Annotated in this window: 10 protein-coding genes and 5 pseudogenes; 6 read left to right on the top strand and 9 right to left on the bottom strand. The window is 42.4% G+C overall.

What is annotated here, in order from left to right:
* Positions 1-79: 79 nt before the first annotated feature.
* A pseudogene (locus N4T56_RS15370) lies at positions 80-2,439 on the bottom strand (FdhF/YdeP family oxidoreductase).
* Positions 2,432-3,144: pseudogene (locus N4T56_RS15365) on the bottom strand (formate dehydrogenase accessory sulfurtransferase FdhD). Before N4T56_RS15365 ends, N4T56_RS15370 begins: the two co-directional pseudogenes overlap by 8 nt.
* A gap of 243 nt (positions 3,145-3,387) precedes the next feature.
* Here N4T56_RS15365 and N4T56_RS15360 point away from each other — a divergent pair.
* From N4T56_RS15360 to N4T56_RS15345, 4 genes are all read left to right on the top strand, one after another.
* Positions 3,388-3,657 carry a LysR family transcriptional regulator gene (locus N4T56_RS15360; RefSeq protein ID WP_261733839.1) on the top strand — a complete coding sequence of 90 codons (270 nt, stop codon included), beginning with the start codon at positions 3,388-3,390 and terminating at the stop codon, positions 3,655-3,657.
* A 23-nt stretch (positions 3,658-3,680) separates the two neighbouring features.
* Positions 3,681-4,295 (top strand): substrate-binding domain-containing protein, encoded by a 615-nt coding sequence (locus tag N4T56_RS15355; RefSeq protein WP_261733838.1) that lies wholly within the window; start codon positions 3,681-3,683, stop codon positions 4,293-4,295.
* A gap of 191 nt (positions 4,296-4,486) precedes the next feature.
* A complete protein-coding gene (locus N4T56_RS15350; RefSeq protein WP_261733837.1) occupies positions 4,487-5,701 on the top strand; it encodes a dicarboxylate/amino acid:cation symporter in 1,215 nt (404 codons plus the stop codon).
* Between the two features lie 134 nt (positions 5,702-5,835).
* Positions 5,836-6,366 carry an NUDIX hydrolase gene (locus N4T56_RS15345; RefSeq protein WP_261733836.1) on the top strand — a complete coding sequence of 177 codons (531 nt, stop codon included), beginning with the start codon at positions 5,836-5,838 and terminating at the stop codon, positions 6,364-6,366.
* A gap of 58 nt (positions 6,367-6,424) precedes the next feature.
* On the opposite strand, the gene N4T56_RS15340 is transcribed toward N4T56_RS15345, so the two are convergent.
* The 3 genes and pseudogenes from N4T56_RS15340 to putP all read right to left on the bottom strand — a co-directional run bounded on the left by N4T56_RS15340 (position 6,425) and on the right by putP (position 10,285).
* The gene (locus tag N4T56_RS15340; RefSeq protein ID WP_261733835.1) at positions 6,425-7,672 is read right to left on the bottom strand and encodes a glutamate-5-semialdehyde dehydrogenase; all 1,248 of its coding nucleotides are present in this window, start codon (positions 7,670-7,672) and stop codon (positions 6,425-6,427) included.
* Positions 7,669-8,774 (bottom strand): annotated as a pseudogene (gene proB, locus N4T56_RS15335) (glutamate 5-kinase). Before proB ends, N4T56_RS15340 begins: the two are co-directional and overlap by 4 nt.
* Before the next feature lie 13 nt (positions 8,775-8,787).
* Positions 8,788-10,285: pseudogene (gene putP, locus N4T56_RS15330) on the bottom strand (sodium/proline symporter PutP).
* 785 nt (positions 10,286-11,070) lie between these two features.
* Between putP and acuR the strand changes: the two are divergent.
* Both acuR and acuI read left to right on the top strand, forming a co-directional pair.
* The gene (acuR, locus tag N4T56_RS15325; RefSeq protein WP_261733834.1) at positions 11,071-11,709 is read left to right on the top strand and encodes an acrylate utilization transcriptional regulator AcuR; all 639 of its coding nucleotides are present in this window, start codon (positions 11,071-11,073) and stop codon (positions 11,707-11,709) included.
* A gap of 53 nt (positions 11,710-11,762) precedes the next feature.
* Complete coding sequence (acuI, locus tag N4T56_RS15320; RefSeq protein ID WP_261733833.1) at positions 11,763-12,746, top strand: acrylyl-CoA reductase (NADPH); 984 nt, start codon at positions 11,763-11,765, stop codon at positions 12,744-12,746.
* Positions 12,747-12,754: 8 nt separating this feature from the next.
* Here the strand turns inward: acuI and N4T56_RS15315 are convergent.
* From N4T56_RS15315 to N4T56_RS15300, 4 genes and pseudogenes are all read right to left on the bottom strand, one after another.
* A pseudogene (locus tag N4T56_RS15315) lies at positions 12,755-14,805 on the bottom strand (EAL domain-containing protein).
* Between the two features lie 4 nt (positions 14,806-14,809).
* Positions 14,810-15,334, bottom strand: a complete 525-nt coding sequence (locus N4T56_RS15310) for a YfiR family protein (RefSeq protein ID WP_261733832.1) — start codon at positions 15,332-15,334, stop codon at positions 14,810-14,812.
* 14 nt (positions 15,335-15,348) lie between these two features.
* A complete protein-coding gene (locus tag N4T56_RS15305) occupies positions 15,349-17,148 on the bottom strand; it encodes a TonB-dependent receptor plug domain-containing protein (RefSeq protein WP_261733831.1) in 1,800 nt (599 codons plus the stop codon).
* Entirely contained in the window at positions 17,072-17,383 is a 312-nt protein-coding gene (locus tag N4T56_RS15300) for a Plug domain-containing protein (protein ID WP_261733830.1), read from the bottom strand. Before N4T56_RS15300 ends, N4T56_RS15305 begins: the two co-directional genes overlap by 77 nt.
* Positions 17,384-17,641: the final 258 nt, after the last annotated feature.

Here is a 17,641-nt window from a genome sequence, read left to right as displayed (position 1 = left end):
TTTTATTCGCTACTGTTAACTGATAACGCATACAGCTAACCGCGCTGCGCGTTATTAATAAAAAGTGACTTGGTTCATTTTATCCTTGCGCCACATTAATCACCGGTTTGGTGGAGGGTGTGATGACCACCGGGATAGATTTAGAAGTCGGGGTGTAAGAGTCAACGCCGACACTGTTGATTGATACCAAAGGGTTAGTCTCGGGGTAATAGGCGGCAATATTACCTTGTGGAATATCGTAAAGTACCACGCTAAACCCAGGCACTTTACGCACGACATTGTCATTGGTAATCGATTGCAAATCGACTAACTGCTCTTCAACTAAGTTGAGGTTTTGTGCATCTTGTGGGTTGATAAACAGTACATTTCGTTTACCTTTAATGCCTCGATACCTGTCGTCCATGCCGTAAATTGTGGTGTTGTATTGGTCGTGTGAGCGCAAGCTTTGCAGCAATAATATGGGCTGTTGTGTGCCTTGTGAGCCCTGTAATTGTGCATCGCTTGAACAGTCGGCAATCACTGACTCTGGCAAGTTGCTCGGATTAAACTCTGCGCGTTTGGTTTGAGTGTGCCATACAAATCTGGCGGCGCTGTTGCCAAGGTAGAATCCGGCTGGTTGTTCAATACGTTGATTGTAGTATTCAAAGCCATTTATGGTGTTTTGAATTAATTGGCGGATCAGTCCGTAGTCATCACGTAATGCTAACCAATCGATTTTTATGGCCGCGTTTTGATTGTTTATTTGGTGACTGCCAGCGCGTTGACTAAAATCACGATGATGGAATGTGGCGTTGGCCATTTGGGCGACGATGTCGATTTCAGACAAGCATAGCTCTGACACTGGCTCGGTCATGCCCGTTGAGGCATGTACCATGCTAAAGGTGTCTTCTACGGTAATTTTTTGTATACCACTGCGTTGAATATCTAACTCGGTTCTGCCTAAGCAAGGCAAAATAAGTGCATCTTGTGTCACTTGTAAATGGCTGCGATTAAGTTTGGTGCTGATTTGCACGTTAAGCTCAGCGTTGCGGATGGCTTGATAGGTAAAGTCGGTATCGGGTGCGGCTGCAGCAAGGTTGCCCCCAAGGCAGATAAGCACTTTGCTGTCTTTTGTTTGTAGCGCTTTAAGCGCTTCTATTACGTTGTGACCAGCCTGGCGTGGAAGGTGAGTTTCAAAAAAGTTATCAAAGTGAGCAATAAACTCATTCGATGGTTTTTCGTTAATCCCCATGGTGCGATTACCTTGCACATTACTGTGGCCCTGACTGGACATAAGCCCGCACCTGGTTTGCCTATTTGCCCGCACAACAAATGGAGGTTAATCACTTCACGAATGATGTCGACAGAGTGCTTGTGCTGGGTTAATCCCATTGCCCAACAGCTGATCACGGATTTACTGCCGCTAAATAAGATTGCCGCTTTAATAATATCTGCTCTAGTTAGCCCTGATTGTTGTTCAATCTGCTGCCAACTGGTGCGTTTAACACTCTGCTGATAATCATTAAAAAAGGCGCTGTGTTGCTCAATAAACCCATGAGCAATTTTGTCCTGTCGCTGTTCAATAATGTACTTTGCCATACCGCGCACTGCGGCCATATCACCGCCAAGTTTAGGGGTTAAATATTGATGGCTAATGGTGGTGGCAGCAGGGGTTAATAGTTCGATTGGGCTTTGTGGACTGGCAAACTTTTCTAGGGCGACTTCTTTAAGATTATTAAAGGTGACAATTTTACAGCCATGTTTAGCAGCTTTACGTAACGCATTCATCATCCGTGGGTGATTTGTCCCTGGATTTTGGCCAAACACAAAAATGGCTTCAGCGGCATCAAAGTCATTTAATACCACAGTGCCTTTACCAATACCTATGGCTTTTGTCAGTGCGACGCCACTGGCTTCGTGACACATATTGGAACAGTCTGGGAAATTATTAGTGCCATATAAACGACCAAATAATTGATAAAGGTATGACGCTTCATTACTGGCGCGGCCAGAGGTATAAAACTCTACTTGATTAGGGTTAGACAAGCTGTTGAGCTTATCGGCAATAATGCTAAAAGCGTCGTTCCAACTCACTGGCTCATAGTGATCGGTTGCTGCGTTGTAACGCATCGGCTCGGTTAAGCGGCCTTGGTACTCTAGCCAGTAATCGGTTTGCTTAGCTAGTTGGCGTACCGAATGCTCAGCAAAAAACTTACTGCCAACCCCTTTTCCTGTTGATTCCCATGCAACGGCCTTGGCACCATTTTCACAAAATTGAAATGCGCCGTGCTTGTTGTCACCCCATGCACATCCTGGGCAGTCAAACCCATCGGTTTGATTAACGCGTAATAAATTTTTGAGATTTTGCTTGGTGCGTTGGCTACGTAATACATGGCTTAATGTGGCTTGTATTGAGGGAAAGCCACCGGCTTTGCTAGGTTTTTCGATATGGTTAGACATTAATGGCTCCGAATGGACTAACAGGCAGACTGCTTAAATTAACGTTAGGTTGGAAATTAGAGTAATAAATAGGCGCAGAATACTTGGGGATATGAATAATATTGAGGTTGTACTTTAACGCCAGTTTTACCGCCAACTGGCTGGGTGACGCTAAACTAATTAAGTTATTTACGCCCAGTAACACCGCTTTATGAATGAGCTCACTGCTGCAACGGCTGGTCATTAATAATGCGTTGCTCTCAGACAATGAGCTTGGCTGTCTAACTAACATACCGATTAATTTATCTAAGGCATTGTGACGGCCGATGTCTTCACGGCAAGCAATGATGTTGCCCTGGGCATTTAAGGCTAAAGCAGCATGAATGGCACCACTTTGTTGAGCTTTGAGTTGATGCTCTTCAATTTGCAGTTTGAGGGTGTCGACATCCAATAATTCAATTGGGCGAGTGGCAGGTAATATGGTTAATTCTGGCAGTGCATGGCTGATAGCTTCAACCCCACAAATACCGCAACCTGTGGCTCGATTAATCGACGCTTTTTGTTGTTTAATGCGTATAAACAGCGATTTGCAATGGTGACATCAATATTAAACCCATGTTCTGATTTACTGACTTGTATGTCGTGAACATCATGGTCATGTTGAATAATGGCTTCTGAAAACAAGAAACCAATGGCAAAGTCTTCAATGTTGTCTGGGGTGATCATCATGACAGCATAATTGATGCCATTGAGATTAATTGCCGCGGCAGCTTCTTCTACTAAATGTTCAATTGACGGTGACCATTTATATGACGCATTCATACTTTTAGCCTTAAAATTTGAAGTGGGTCACATTTTATGGAGGGCTAAAATACAATTCCAATCAAACTATTTTATAGATTGATAGTTTTTATCTATTAATAAGGTTAAATTGATAGTTTGGTTTTATATTAGAGGTTGCGTTGTTAGATGAATTTGCGGCAGTTACATTACTTTCATGAGTTGGCTAAACATAAGCATTTTGCTAAAGCGGCTAAGGCTTGTCATATTACCCAGCCAACATTATCAGCCAGTATTAATGCGCTCGAAAAACGCTTTGGCACAGAGCTGGTGGTTCGTGGTAGCCAATTTGTGGCGCTAACTGAAGCGGGCAGTATTGTACAGCTGTATGCAGAAAAGATGTTGCTAGATGAGGCGGCATTAAAACAGGAGATCAGTGCTTTTACTGGTAGCCATTAAAGGGGTCGCTTAATATTGGCATTGTGCCGCAATCCAGTGTTGATATCATGCCAATCATTAAGCACTTTACCGAGTTGCACCCGGATATTTCGATTAAGTTACTGGTTACCACAAATGAAAAGCTCATTGAGCAACTGACATTACATCAAGTCGATATTGGCTTAGGGTTTGACGAAAACATCACTGAATCAAGCCGCAGACAGTTTGATTTTTATCCTCAGCCTAGCCATCCTTTGGCGGTTTTGTCACCCCAAGCATTAACGCTCAATCCCGAAGTATTTCAACAAGCTATGCGATTCTCTGAGTTGCAATCATTACCGTTAATATTACTCAGTCAAAACATGCAATTTAGGCAGTATATTGATAACGCTATGGAAAAAGCAGGTGGTAGTTTTAATATCGTCTTAGAAACGGATTCGCTGTTTCATCTCGTCAGTGCAATAAAGCAGGGCTTAGGTTATGGCATTGTCAGTGGTGGTATTGCCATGTCAGCTAAGCAATTGCACAACCTGCAGGCTCAAACCTTGTTAGATGTTGAATCCGGCGACACGGTATTCATGACCCGTAAATACAGTGTTTCTGTAGCGATGAAAGCGTTTATTGGTTTGATTGCTACATCCTCATGTCACTATGATTAAGAGCAACTATAATCATGAGGTTATCGATGCGCTTGTAAAAGCTTGATAACCTATGGCTTGTATTACAGGTGAAATTTTTGGGATTGGTCTCATTTCTATTTTGTGTCATATTTTCTCGTAATTTAAAGGGTTTAATTTTTGTTTTGGCTTTCTCTATCAAGCGGGGTTAGCTTTCATTTTTAGGAATTGATATGTTGAGTAGCCTACGCGCTTACCGCTCGTCCATTATTTTATTAAGTGCGTTACTCATAGGTGGCCTTTTTGGTGGCTTGTTTCCTGAGTGGGCGATTAAACTCAAACCCATTGGGCAAATATTTTTAAATTTGCTGTTTATGATCATCGTGCCATTGGTCGCGGTGAGCGTGATGTCGTCGATTGCTCATATGACCGACTTAAAAAAGTTAGGAGCCATATTAGTGTCGATTATGGCGGTGTCGATTGTGATGGCGATTGTGCCATCCGTTGGGGTGGTGCTATTAGCGCTCGCTTACGATCCGGCTCAAGGCGTGACCTTAGATTTGGCTAATACGGTAGATGCCGCATCAGGCAGTATGGATTTTGTGAGCTTGTTAACCACCAATGACTTTGTGGGGTTATTGTCTAAGTCGAATATTTTAGCGTTAATCATCATGTCGGTGATTGGCGGTGTTGCCATTGGCCAATCTGGTGAAGATGGCCTAGTGGTCAACCGTATTTTGGATAGTGTGAATACGGTTATTATGAAAGTTATTTCAATATTAATGTACGTAGCACCTATTGGCTTAGGGGCTTACTTTGCTGCAACCATGGCCAGCCAAGACACTGAGTTAATGGGCACTTTTGCTCGTGCTGTAGGGTTATTTTTTGTTGCCATGGTGCTGTATTTAACTGTGGGTTCAACGCTATATGCGTGGATAGGCGGCGGAGTAAAAGGCGTTAAACAGTTTTGGCAACACATGCTTGAGCCTGCCGTAACCGCTTTAGGTACTAGTTCATCTTTAGCCACCTTACCTGTGACTATCCGCAGCGCGACTAAAATGGGTTTAAATGAGCAAATTGCTGAAATCAGCTTGCCGTTACTGGTTAATTTAAACAAAGGCGGCGCCGCTGCAATTACCGCATTAAAGATTGTGTTTATCTATTCGCTATTGGGACTCGATTTTACTACCGACGTATTTATGCTGACCATTTTGATTTCTGTGTTGTCGGCCTTTGTGATTGGTGGCGTACCGGGTGGGGCGTTTTTAGGTGAAATTTTTATTGTGACGACATTAGGACTACCTATGGAGGTGATCCCGATTTTAGTGGTGATTGGGGCGATTACTGATGCCGCATCAACAGTGATAAATGTGGTACATGACTTAACCGCAACACAAATTATTGAGCGGATTAACGGCAAGCATTATCAAAACAGTGCCATTGAATAACCCATAAAAATAGCCGCCAATGTTTATATTGTTGGCGGCTTCGTCTTCGGGAGGGAGCCTGATTGTTGAATCGCAGTGCCTGGCAACGTATGATGCGTTTTTTGATTTAACCTCCAAGTCCCAATTCCAATACTATGCGCTATTTAACCACGAGTTATCATCCAGAAACGCCTGTCGATTTTATCGAAAATAATCAAGCGACCATGCTAACGCGTTTAGCTGCCCGCGCGATTGTGCTGCGAGATAATCAGATTTTGATGTTGTACACAAAACGCTATCATGACTACTCGTTACCCGGTGGCGGTGTTGATGATGGTGAGCATATTGAGCAGGGCTTAATTCGCGAGTTACAAGAAGAAACCGGCGCGCAAGTGGTGGGCGATGTCATTCCGTTTGGCTTATATCAAGAATATCGTCCATGGCGCAGAGATGGCTTTGAGTCGGTAAACATGCTGTCTTACTGTTATGTGTGCACAATTGCTGATGAGCTCGCTGAGCCGCAGCTTGAAGCGCATGAAATTAGCAATGGAATGACACCGGTATGGATGGATATTGATGCCGCGATTCAACATAACCTCGACACTATGGCAAATAGCAACAAAAAAGGTCTCTCGATAGAACGAGAGACCTTTTTATTAAAGCTGATTAAACAAGAGTTGTTATAGGGTTATCACCTTTTCACCGGCTCGCATTAATCAGCTTTTGTTCATTGGCTAAATAAGATTATGCGCGCACTTGGCCGACACCACTTACAAGGTACTTTTCAGTGGTGAGTGACTCTAGTCCCATAGAGCCGTAAGCATGAAGCTTACTGGTAGCAATACCAATTTCTGCGCCAAGACCCAGCTCACTGCCATCAGAGAAGCGAGATGATGCATTCACCATCACTACAGAGGCATCAACGGTGCGTTGAAAGCGTGCTGCAGTTAATTCATTTTGAGTACAAATCACTTCAGTGTGATGGCTACCAAAACGACGGATATGATTAATCGCACCGTCAAAGTCATCCACTTGCTTAATGGCAATTTCAAGGTCTAAGTACTCTTGACCAAAGTCATCATCATTCATGACGTTACAAGCGTCAAAGTATGACTTTGCTTGCTGACAAGCGTTAATCGTTACCTTGTGTTCAGCCAGTGCTTGAGCCACTTTGGGTAAAAACGCAGCAGCCACATCTTGATGAACCACTAAACCTTCTAGCGCGTTACATACGCCGGTACGCTGGGTTTTACCATTGAGTAATAACGCCATGGCAATCTCAAGATCGGCATCCTTATCAACATATAAATGGCAAACACCTTTAAAGTGCTGAATAACTGGCACCTTACTGTTGTCGGTAACAAAGTTAATTAAGCCTTCACCACCACGTGGAATAATCACATCAATATAATCACGTTGCTGCATCAGTTCCATCATTAAGCCGCGATCAGGATCTGGCACTACTGTAATGAGCGCTGGAGGCAACTGATACACTTCGAGCACTTTTTGCAAAATAGAAGCAATCATTTTACTTGAGTGCAGTGCTTCTTTACCTCCACGTAAAATCACCGCATTACCTGATTTAAAGCATAAGGCACCGGCATCGGCTGTTACATTTGGGCGTGCTTCGTAAATCATACACACCACACCTAATGGTACGCGCATTTTACGAATGCTTAATCCGTTTGGGCGTTGGCCTAAATCGCGTTCAATACCGACAGGGTCGGGCAGTGATGCTACGGTTTCGATCCCTGAAGCCATTGATTCAATACGGTCGTTATTCAATGTTAAACGGTCTAACATTGCCGAGCCCATGTTGGCGCTTTCTGCATTGGCTAAATCCAATTGGTTAGCCTTAATAATTTCATCACTGTGCGCACGTAGTGCACGCGCCATGTCGAGTAAAATGGTGTTTTTTACTTGCTCGTCTAAAATGGCAAGTGATTGTGCTGCAATAGCGGCATTTTGAGATAAGGTCTTTATTAAGCTCATGTTTTCTCCAAAATGGCGATGTTCTTGTCTGAAATTAAAGGTCGGTTTTCTGCTGAGCATTATTAGCAAACTCTTGGTCTTCTTGATCAGAAATAAAATGAAGTAAGCAACTGCTGTAATTTGATTTGGCTTTTGCCAATCTAGTGCCATCGCCTTTACGCACTAAAATGGTATCACCGACGGAAAAGTTACCTTTTACGGCAACTACATCGTCACTGGTCAGTTGCGAATGTTGTTCTTCTAGGTCACTGTCAAAGTCATTTTCGACAATTAATTCACCCTGCACTTGAGAGGTATGAGTCATCCAATGCAAATGTTCCTGCATCGGTTCATCATACGGGGTAAATAAAGTCCCTGGATTTTGACCTTTCAGAAGTTGGTTAAACGTATCAGCATCAAACCCATCAACAATCATGGTTTCAATACCGTGTGAAATGGCTTTTTCAGCCGCCTGGATTTTGGTGCGCATTCCGCCTGTACCTACGCTGCTAGTTGCGCCGCCGGCCATAGCATAAATGTCTGGGCTGATTTCACTGACTTGTTTGATGAGTTTGGCATCATCATGCAAGTTAGGGTTTTTGGTATACAAGCCTTTGACGTCTGAACAAATAATCAGTGCATCAGCATCTGCAGCTGCCGCGACCATGGCCGATAAGTTATCGTTGTCGCCAACACGTAGCTTATCGGTTGTTACGGCATCGTTCTCATTGATGATGGGTAACAAACCATGATCTAACAGCGTAAAGATGGTGTCTTTGATACTGACGTAGCGCTCACGATCACGTAAGTCTCCGTGAGTCACTAATAACTGTGCAGAAGCAAAATCAAATAGCTTGTCCCATGTGGCCATCATGTCTGCCTGACCTGCTGCAGCCATGGCTTTTTTGAGTGAAACACTTGGTTCTGCAATATCAGAAAAACGGTGTTTGCCTGCAGCAACTGAACCCGATGATACTAATACTACCTGGCAGCCCTGGGCGCGACACGTTGCGATAAATTGGGCTATACCTAATAAATAATGGCTACTACAGCCCTGTTCATGAGGCGCAATAAGTGCACTGCCCACTTTAACGACAATGCGTTTCCAATGTGAAGTTGACATCATATCCTCTTAATTATTTCTGCTCAGCTAATACGCGGCCGGCTTCATGGAAGGTATCAACTGTTTTCTTACAAGGGTCAGTATCTAATGCACTTGTTACCCAAATAACAACACTGCTTACAATGAAGCCTGGGATCATTTCGTACATTAAGCTAGAGAGCGCTTTGCCATCGGCCAGCACAGGGGCATATATCCAAAATAGGACGGTAGCCGCACCTGAGACAATACCTGCAATGGCAGCTTTGTGGGTTAGGTTGTGTTTATAAAGGCTAAACAATACAAGAGAGCCAAATGCAGCGCCAAAACCAGCCCAAGCATTACTCACTAACGATAAAATGCTGTTTGAGCGATCAAGCGCTAATAAACTGGCCACAATCGCAACGCCTGCAACACCGAAACGGCTCCATTTTCACCATTTCTTGCTCGGTTGCTTCTTTCTTTGAAACAACACGGTAGATATCTTCAGTTAAAGAGCTAGAAGACACTAAAAGTTGTGATGAAATTGTGCTCATGATTGCTGCTAAAATCGCTGCTAATAAAAAGCCGCTGATCAAAGGGTGGAATAACAATTCTGAGAACACAATGAAGATGGTTTCAGGGTCAGTTAATTTCATGTCGAATTTGTTTGCGTATGCAATACCGACAAGCCCGGTAGCAAGAGCACCGATAATAGTCACCGTCATCCAACTCATACCAATTCGGCGAGCGGCTTTAATGTCTGATACTGATCGAATCGCCATAAAACGCACAATAATGTGTGGTTGGCCAAAGTAGCCTAAACCCCAAGACAAGCTAGAGATTAACCCCAACATGGTGACGTTTTGCATGCCTTCAGAAAATTGTGGAATTGACTCATAAGCAAAGCTCATCATTTTGTCTGCGTTAGAGAACTCTTGATATGCCACAACAGGCACCAAGACTAAAGCGACAAACATAATACAGCCCTGAACAAAGTCAGTGAGGCTGACGGCTAAAAAGCCACCGAGTAAGGTATATGACACCACGACGGCTAAGGTTACGATTAGGCCTAGTTCATAATTGAGGTCAAATGCTGACACAAATAATTTACCGCCAGCCACTAAGCCAGCAGAGGTATATAGCGTAAAGAAGATGACAATGATGACCGCTGCAATAATACGAATATTACTGTTTGGAGCATGGAAGCGTTTAGCAAAAAACTCTGGGATCGTTAGGGCGTCGTTCGCCACTTCGGTATATACCCTGAGTTTTGGTGCAACTAAAAGGTAATTAACCATGGCACCAATTAATAAGCCAATCGCAATATAAAGGGTTTCAAAACCCACTAAAAACATCGCACCAGGTAAACCCATTAACATCCAACCACTCATGTCAGATGCGCCTGCAGATAATGCAGTAACTTGTGGGCTCACTTTACGGCCGCCAAGAATATAACCAGACACGTCGCTGGTTGACTTCTTAAAAGCAAACAGACCAATGCAAAGCATAACGATGAAATAAATGGCTAACGAGACATACGTTAAATAATGCATGAACTACTGGCCTCCTAACGCTTTGTTATTTTGAATCCCATTAGGTTTCAACATGACAAAGAGATAGGTACTTAAGATGGCAAATAAGCACAATAGTTGTGTTGCATATGTGAGCTTTGAAACTGATTTATGCCAAAGTTTTGTGATGAGATTTTCTTCCGTCTGAATGTCAGTCGACATTGTGCCCTCCTGAGCGAATAAATATTGGGTTAGCAATAAATAGTTAAAAAATAGCAATAAAAAAACCACTAAATTAGTTAGTGGTCTAATTATATTAACACTATTTGCCGCCCTGATTCCAATCGGATGCACCCTAAAAAAAGGTTTTTGAGTAAATTACATTCATTGTACTGGCTCACACCCCATAGCCTATAGGGGCAAGCGCCACATTATTTTTATAAATGATTTTTTCTAATCTATGAATATTTTGGAACGTTTGGCGCTTTTTTGATGATAAAACCGACTCTTAAAGGCCAAGTTGTTTGATCAAATTCATTTTTTATCAAAGGGATTCGCCTGACACCTTCACCGTGCCTGAGCATTTTTAAAGCAGTGCAACCGGATATTTAAGTTAATCACTTTAAGCAGATATAAGTGTGTTTGTTATACCTCGAATTATTATATCTAAAATGATTTCAGTACAAACTAATTAGGTTGTGATATGAGTATTGACAATGTTTTTGGTTGCTGATAAATCACGAATACGTGAATTTTATTGCACCATTGCATGATTTTTTAATATCGAACGTTGCTATTTAATAGACGTTCGGTCTAATATGTGTTTAATGAATGTAGATAACGCCAAACCTCGCAGAGGTCGACCACCAAAAGTATCTCGAGAAAATCCAGATACTCGGGCTGCGCTTATTCGTAGCGGCCTTGAACAGCTTACCGAACAAGGCTTTGCCTCGTCAGGCATTGAGCCTATTTTAAAAAAGGTTGGGGTACCTAAAGGCTCTTTCTATCATTACTTTGCCAGCAAAGAAGCGTTTGGTCAGGCTGTATTGAAAAACTATGCCGAATACTTTTTAACTAAATTGACCCGGCACCTTTACGATGACACTCACCCTCCGTTAACTCGGATCTGTCATTTTGTGGCCGATGCAAAAGCGGGTATGGCTCGCTATGATTTTAAGCGTGGTTGCCTAGTCGGTAATTTAGGGCAAGAAGTTGGGGTATTACCTAAAAGTTTTAGGCCGCAATTAATTGCTATATTTGCCAGCTGGCAAAATTGCTTAGCAAAATGTCTTGAGGATGCCGTAGCGCAGGGGCAAATCGCTGCTGATGCAGATTGTCAGTTATTAGCTGAGAACTTTTGGGTGGGTTGGGAAGGTGCTGTCAGCCGAGCTAAGCTGGTTGAGAGCGGCACACCATTGGATAATTTTTGCGATTTATTTATCGCAGCTTTACCAAAAAAAATGTAAACGTAAAATTTTTTAACTATTAATAGACGATCAGTCTAAATTAGGAGTGAATCATGTTTAACGCCATGCTAATTGAAAAAGATGACCAAGGTTATCGCACTACCGTTAAAAATGTTGACGAGTCAGTATTGCCTGAAGGCGACGTGACCGTGAATGTACTTTACAGTACATTAAACTACAAAGATGCACTGGCTATTACGGGTAAAGCACCTGTGGTTCGCAGTTTTCCGATGGTGCCTGGTATCGATTTAGTGGGTATTGTTGAACAAAGCGACAGCGATAAATTTAGTGTTGGTGATACTGTTTTATTAAATGGCTTTGGTGTGGGCGAAACCCATTGTGGTGGTTTAGCCACTAAAGCTCGTTTAAAAAGTGATTGGTTAATTGCATTGCCAGGCGCGTTCACTCCTCGCCAGGCTATGGCTATTGGTACGGCAGGCTATACTGCAATGCTGTGTGTTATCGCCCTTGAAAAAAATGGTGTCACGCCAGATAAAGGTGAAATTTTAGTGACTGGCGCTAATGGTGGGGTTGGTAGTTTTGCCATCGCTATTTTAGCTAAACTAGGTTATACCGTTGTTGCGTCAACGGGTCGTGTAGATGAAAGCGATTATCTGAAAAAACTGGGTGCCAGCGAGATTATCGATAGATCAACACTATCAGAACCAGGTCGTCCTTTAGCTAAAGAACGCTGGGCTGGTGCGGTCGATTCGGTTGGCAGTCACACGTTAGCTAACGTATGTGCCAGTACCAAATATGGCGGTACAGTTGCTGCTTGTGGTTTGGCTCAAGGCATGGATTTACCTGCGAGTGTAGCACCGTTTATTTTACGTGGCATCACTCTTGCCGGTGTAGACAGCGTAATGCGCCCTATTGCTGATAGAGTAGAAGCATGGCAACGTTTAGCTGACATTATTGAACCATCAGTATTTGACGATATTGTTCAAGAAGTGAGTTTAGCTGAAGCGCAAGCTGTGGCGAGTGACTTGATGGACGGTAAAGTGCGTGGCCGTGTTGTGGTCGATGTTAATCGATAAGTAATTGATTACTGCTGTGCAACTTGAACAGCTAAAGGCTCTATATAGTTTTTAATAAAGTCTTTAGCTGTCATGGTTTTAGCGAACAAATACCCTTGTAAATAGTCACACGACAACTGTTGTAATATTTGGTGTTGCCCTGTGGTTTCAACCCCTTCAGCAACCACTTTTACTTTTAAGTGACTGGCCATCGTAATAATCGCTCTGACTAAGGCAATGCTACTTTCATTGGTTTCCATGTGTTGAATAAACGAGCGATCGATTTTTAAAATATCGATGTCTAGCCTTTGTAAGTAGGCTAAAGATGAGTAACCTACGCCAAAATCGTCAATAGCAATATCGATACCGTTATGGCTCAATCGATGCATTTGTTGTTGGATAGGGGAGTCGGGATCCATTAAGGTATTTTCAGTGACTTCAATCACCATAGTGTCTCTTGGCAAACCTTGTTTATTACAGGCTAAAATCCAATCGTCTACCCATTGTCCGGACTCGATCAAATTGCAGAGGTGAACAGTTAACACTGACTTGCATTATTTGACCCGACATATAATACCATTGCGCAGCATCATGAATTGCTTGCTCTCTAACCCAGTTACCAATCTCTTCAATCAGGCCGTTTTGTTCCGCGATGGGGATAAACTCATTAGTAGCCTATTAATCCACGTTGAGGATGCAGCCAACGGATCAGTGCTTCTGCCTTGCTGACATTAATGCCGTCTAAGTCAAAAATGGGTTGGTAATATAAAACAAACTGATCTTCTCTCAGTGCTACGCGGATTTCTTCAATGATTTTGCGTTTCTCAATGGCTTGTTCTTCAATGATATAAGAGAAAAACTCATAGCGATTGCGACCTTTACTCTTTGATAAATACATGGCTTGGTCAGCATGTCTAACTAAGTCTTCAACACTGCGCCCGTCAGCGGGGTAAAATGTTAAGCCAATACTGCCAGTAACATAGACTTGTGCACCATTGATGCTGATGCATTGCATGAGGCTTTGTTTGATTTTTTCTGCGATTTCACTGGCTCGCTCAACATCGTTAATGCCCTCAATGATTAAGGTAAACTCATCGCCGCCGAGTCTCGCGACGGTATCGTTACCTCGAACACAATTACGTAAGCGCTTTGCTACTTGGTGTAGCAATAAGTCGCCGTGGTCGTGACCTAATGTGTCATTAATTTCTTTAAAACCGTCAAGATCGATAAAAATCAACGCAAAATGCATGTCGTCGACATCAAGCATAGACTGTAGCTTTTTATAAAAATAGCGCCGGTTAGGTAGATCGGTTAAACCGTCCTGGTATGCAAACTCGTGTAATTGAATATTGGCATTTTCAAGTGCTTCAGTGCGAGATTTTACTTGGCTTTCAAGCACGCTTTCACGCTGCTCGATGGTGTCTAACATACTGTTAAAACACGTTGCTAATTGGCCGATTTCATCTTTGGAGTGTTGCTTTGCGCGTAAACTATAATCATGTGATGTGGTGATTTTATCTGCGGTGTCAGCTAGGTATAAAATGGGGCTTAAAAACTTTCTTTGTAAAAATAGTGATAAAAACAAACTGACCGCAAAGGTTGAGAGCAATAGAAACAGCAAAAACTTGATGTAAAACGCGATCCTATCTTCAATATAACTGTTGTCGGCAATGATGGTTAAGTAACCATAACCTTGATTATCTAAAGACAATAGGGTGGATATGTTATTGAGATCTGTATTGTTGTTTAGATTGTCTTGGCTGACATTTTTGGCAAACAATTGTACTAAAACTTGGTTTTCTATGTTGGTGACACTGACAGATAAAATATCAGCGCGAAGCAGCACAGGTTTAATGAGTTCTTTAATTGTTTCTTGGTCATCAAATAACACTGCGGCGGTAATGTTAGGCGAAAGCATGTCTGACAGGCTTTGCAAGCTTTGCACTTGTTCGCGTTTGGCAGAGGTCAGCTCATAAGCACTAAACACTAAGGTGACGGTCACCGTTGAAACAAGCGCAACACTCATCAAAATAAAGAGTAATTTTTTACTGATGGTGTCTAAGCTAAATATGTTTTTCATAGGATTAATTATCTACCACTCTACCAAGGCGTAATACTTTTGAGCTCATATTGATGTTGGCTTGAGTGAGTTTAGTGGGTGACACTTCAAAACGAATTTTACCACTCGATAAAAAGAACCGAATATGGCCGCCTTGTTCGATAAAGTCTTCTGTTTCTCCTACCACCATGATGTTGTTTAGTTGTGTTAACTCTGCTGATTGCCACAATGAGAGGGTGTCAGAGGTGATAAACAAGACTTGGCATTGGCTTAAATCAGTTTCTGTTAGGCTCACGATTATACTGTGAATAGGTAAATGATTAACCATTCTTTTGGCTAAAACCGCTGAAGCAACATCGATAAAATGCTTATCTGGACTGCAAAGTACAAACTCGGTTTGGGTGTCTTGAGCGCGGCTCCATTCACTATAACGGGCAAAGTTAAATAAAAAACCTGCCTTTAATGCGTTTTCGGTTTCAATAGCCTGCACGCTTTGGCTTGGAATAAGCCAAAGTGAAATCAGTAAACCTAAAAGCCATTTTTTAATCATGGGTATCAGCTCTATTAAAACTTAGCTGTTAATTTAAAGGTTACACTTTCATCGATGTAGTTTGGTATCGTAAAAGTTTCTCCAGTATTACGGTATTCGATATGAGAACCGGCAAATAAGTTTTTCCCCATCATTGCTACAGACCAATTTGGGTGAAAAGCCCATTGCCATGTTAAGTCTAATACCGTGTAGTTATCAGTGTCATATGCATCACTGTTTTCGACTCTAAGTGAGGCGAATACACGGTGGTCTTCAAATAACTGAATATCTGTCTTGGCAAACAATTGTCGGCTGGTGGAATCATACCCAATGGCTTCAAAGGTGTTGTCGGCGAGGTCATAGTCGAACGTGTTGTAGCTATAACCTAATTCTGCGCTAAAGGTATCGGTGGGCTGCCACGAGATAACAATATCGCCACCATTAGTGTCTAACTCGGCACTTGAGACTAAGTCAAAGTTTATTGATGTGCTGGTTAGGCTTTGCATCGCCAGCTCTATTTCGCCTTGTTGTAATAAGGCGAAAATAGGCAAAAACTGCTCTGAGTTTGCATCTACTTCAACCGCTAATACATCGCTCACCTCAGTGTGATAAACCGATAAATCTACGCCCCAGTTGCCTTGAGACAAACGATAGCCTAGTTCGTATGATATTGATTCTTCAGACTTTACATCGTTATTACCGTTTAGGTATGTTCTGATGTAATAAGTGTCTATCATGTTAATGCCAGTGGTAATGGGCGACACTTCTTCTACACGTTGGCCGTCAATGGTAAAGTCGTCGTTAAATTCAATTAACGATGGCACGCGGACGCTTTTAGATATTGATGTCCAAAGCACGTGGTTTGGCTGTAACTTCCAGACTAACCTTGCTAGGGGTTGGTTTTCCCAGCCAGTTAAATCGTTATGTTCAACTTTGGCGCCAAGAATAATGTCTAATTCATTGTCAATGATAGTATATTGCGCCTGCACTAACGCGCCGTATTGCTCTAAAGTGTTGTAACCACCATCGCTGCGCACAAAGGAGCTTTCGGCAAATGAAATATCGTTATAGCGGTAATTTAATCCCCAATCGAATTTAAGATCGCCATACAAAAAGTTCATTTGATAATCGATATCAAATGATGAAAAATCTTCTTGTAGAAAGGTTTGGCTGCCAGACTGCTTTAACCATGAGGTTTGTAGCATTTGGTTAGCATCGTCTGAAATTCGGTTTTCTATTCGCGCCATAATACGTGAGTCAGTGCGGTCTAAATGGCCAGAAAAAGACACATTGCGATTGGTTTCGTCAATCACGCCACGAAAGTTTTGTCCTAAAGTCGACTCAGTAATATTACCTTGGATTAGCCCTGACCATTCATCGTTAGGGGTAAAGTCAAATCGTGCCCCTAGAGAATATTGTTCAGTATAATCGGCGGGTTCGAGCGAAATCCCTTTGTCTGACTCGTCACCATCTTTAACATGGCCATAAACTCGAAAGCTACCTTGATTACCAATATCACCACCATAGCGTAAGTTAGCATCGTGATTAATTTGCGATCCACTGCTTAAGTCTGCATAGATACCACGGGTATCGATACTGTTTTTGGTGATGATGTTAATTACCCCATTGCTAGCGTTGCTGCCCCACAATAAACCGCCTTGACCGCGTATCACTTCAATTCGCTCAATGTCGTAAAGCGGTACATCTAAGGTTTCCCAATATACAGCAGCAAATTTAGGGGTATAAAAGCTCTGGCCATCAATCATCACCAATAATTTGGCAGAAAAACGAGAGGCGACACCGCGTGATGTAATGGCACCATTGGTTGTTATCAAGCTGCCTAACCGCGAGGCCTGGCACCATTTTGAGTGCTTCAGGGATTGAGGTTGCACCAGAGCGGGTAATTTGCTCTTTAGTTAACACATAGATTGAAGAGGCGGTGTCAAATGCTGATTGAGCACGTTTCATTGCTGAGGTGACTTGCACATCCATTGCCATCAGTGAGTCTAGATCAAGGTCTAAATCGCTAAGAGGCTCTTCTGCTATTGCAATAGGTGAAACGAGCATCATTAATAGCAGCTTTGTGTCAATCTTCAATGTAATACCTCTGGATGGATGAGCGTAAACTGTGGCGCAATGTTAATAACTTTAGTCAATATTGATCATACTTTTTACTTAGCAAGTAATCTACCCTGTGAGCCTGCAGATGTAATGTGTTTTTGGGATTATTTACGTCTAAATAAAGCTTTCTAACATATTAAAATGATTAAAGGTAGACAGACATTTGATTGATTGATTAAATATCAACTATGTCTTTGTTGTATTTAT

This window comes from Shewanella phaeophyticola, from assembly GCF_025398315.1.
GTDB lineage: Bacteria > Pseudomonadota > Gammaproteobacteria > Enterobacterales > Shewanellaceae > Shewanella > Shewanella phaeophyticola.
Note: the sequence above shows the minus strand (reverse complement) of the source record. Positions and strands in the feature narration are given on the sequence as shown.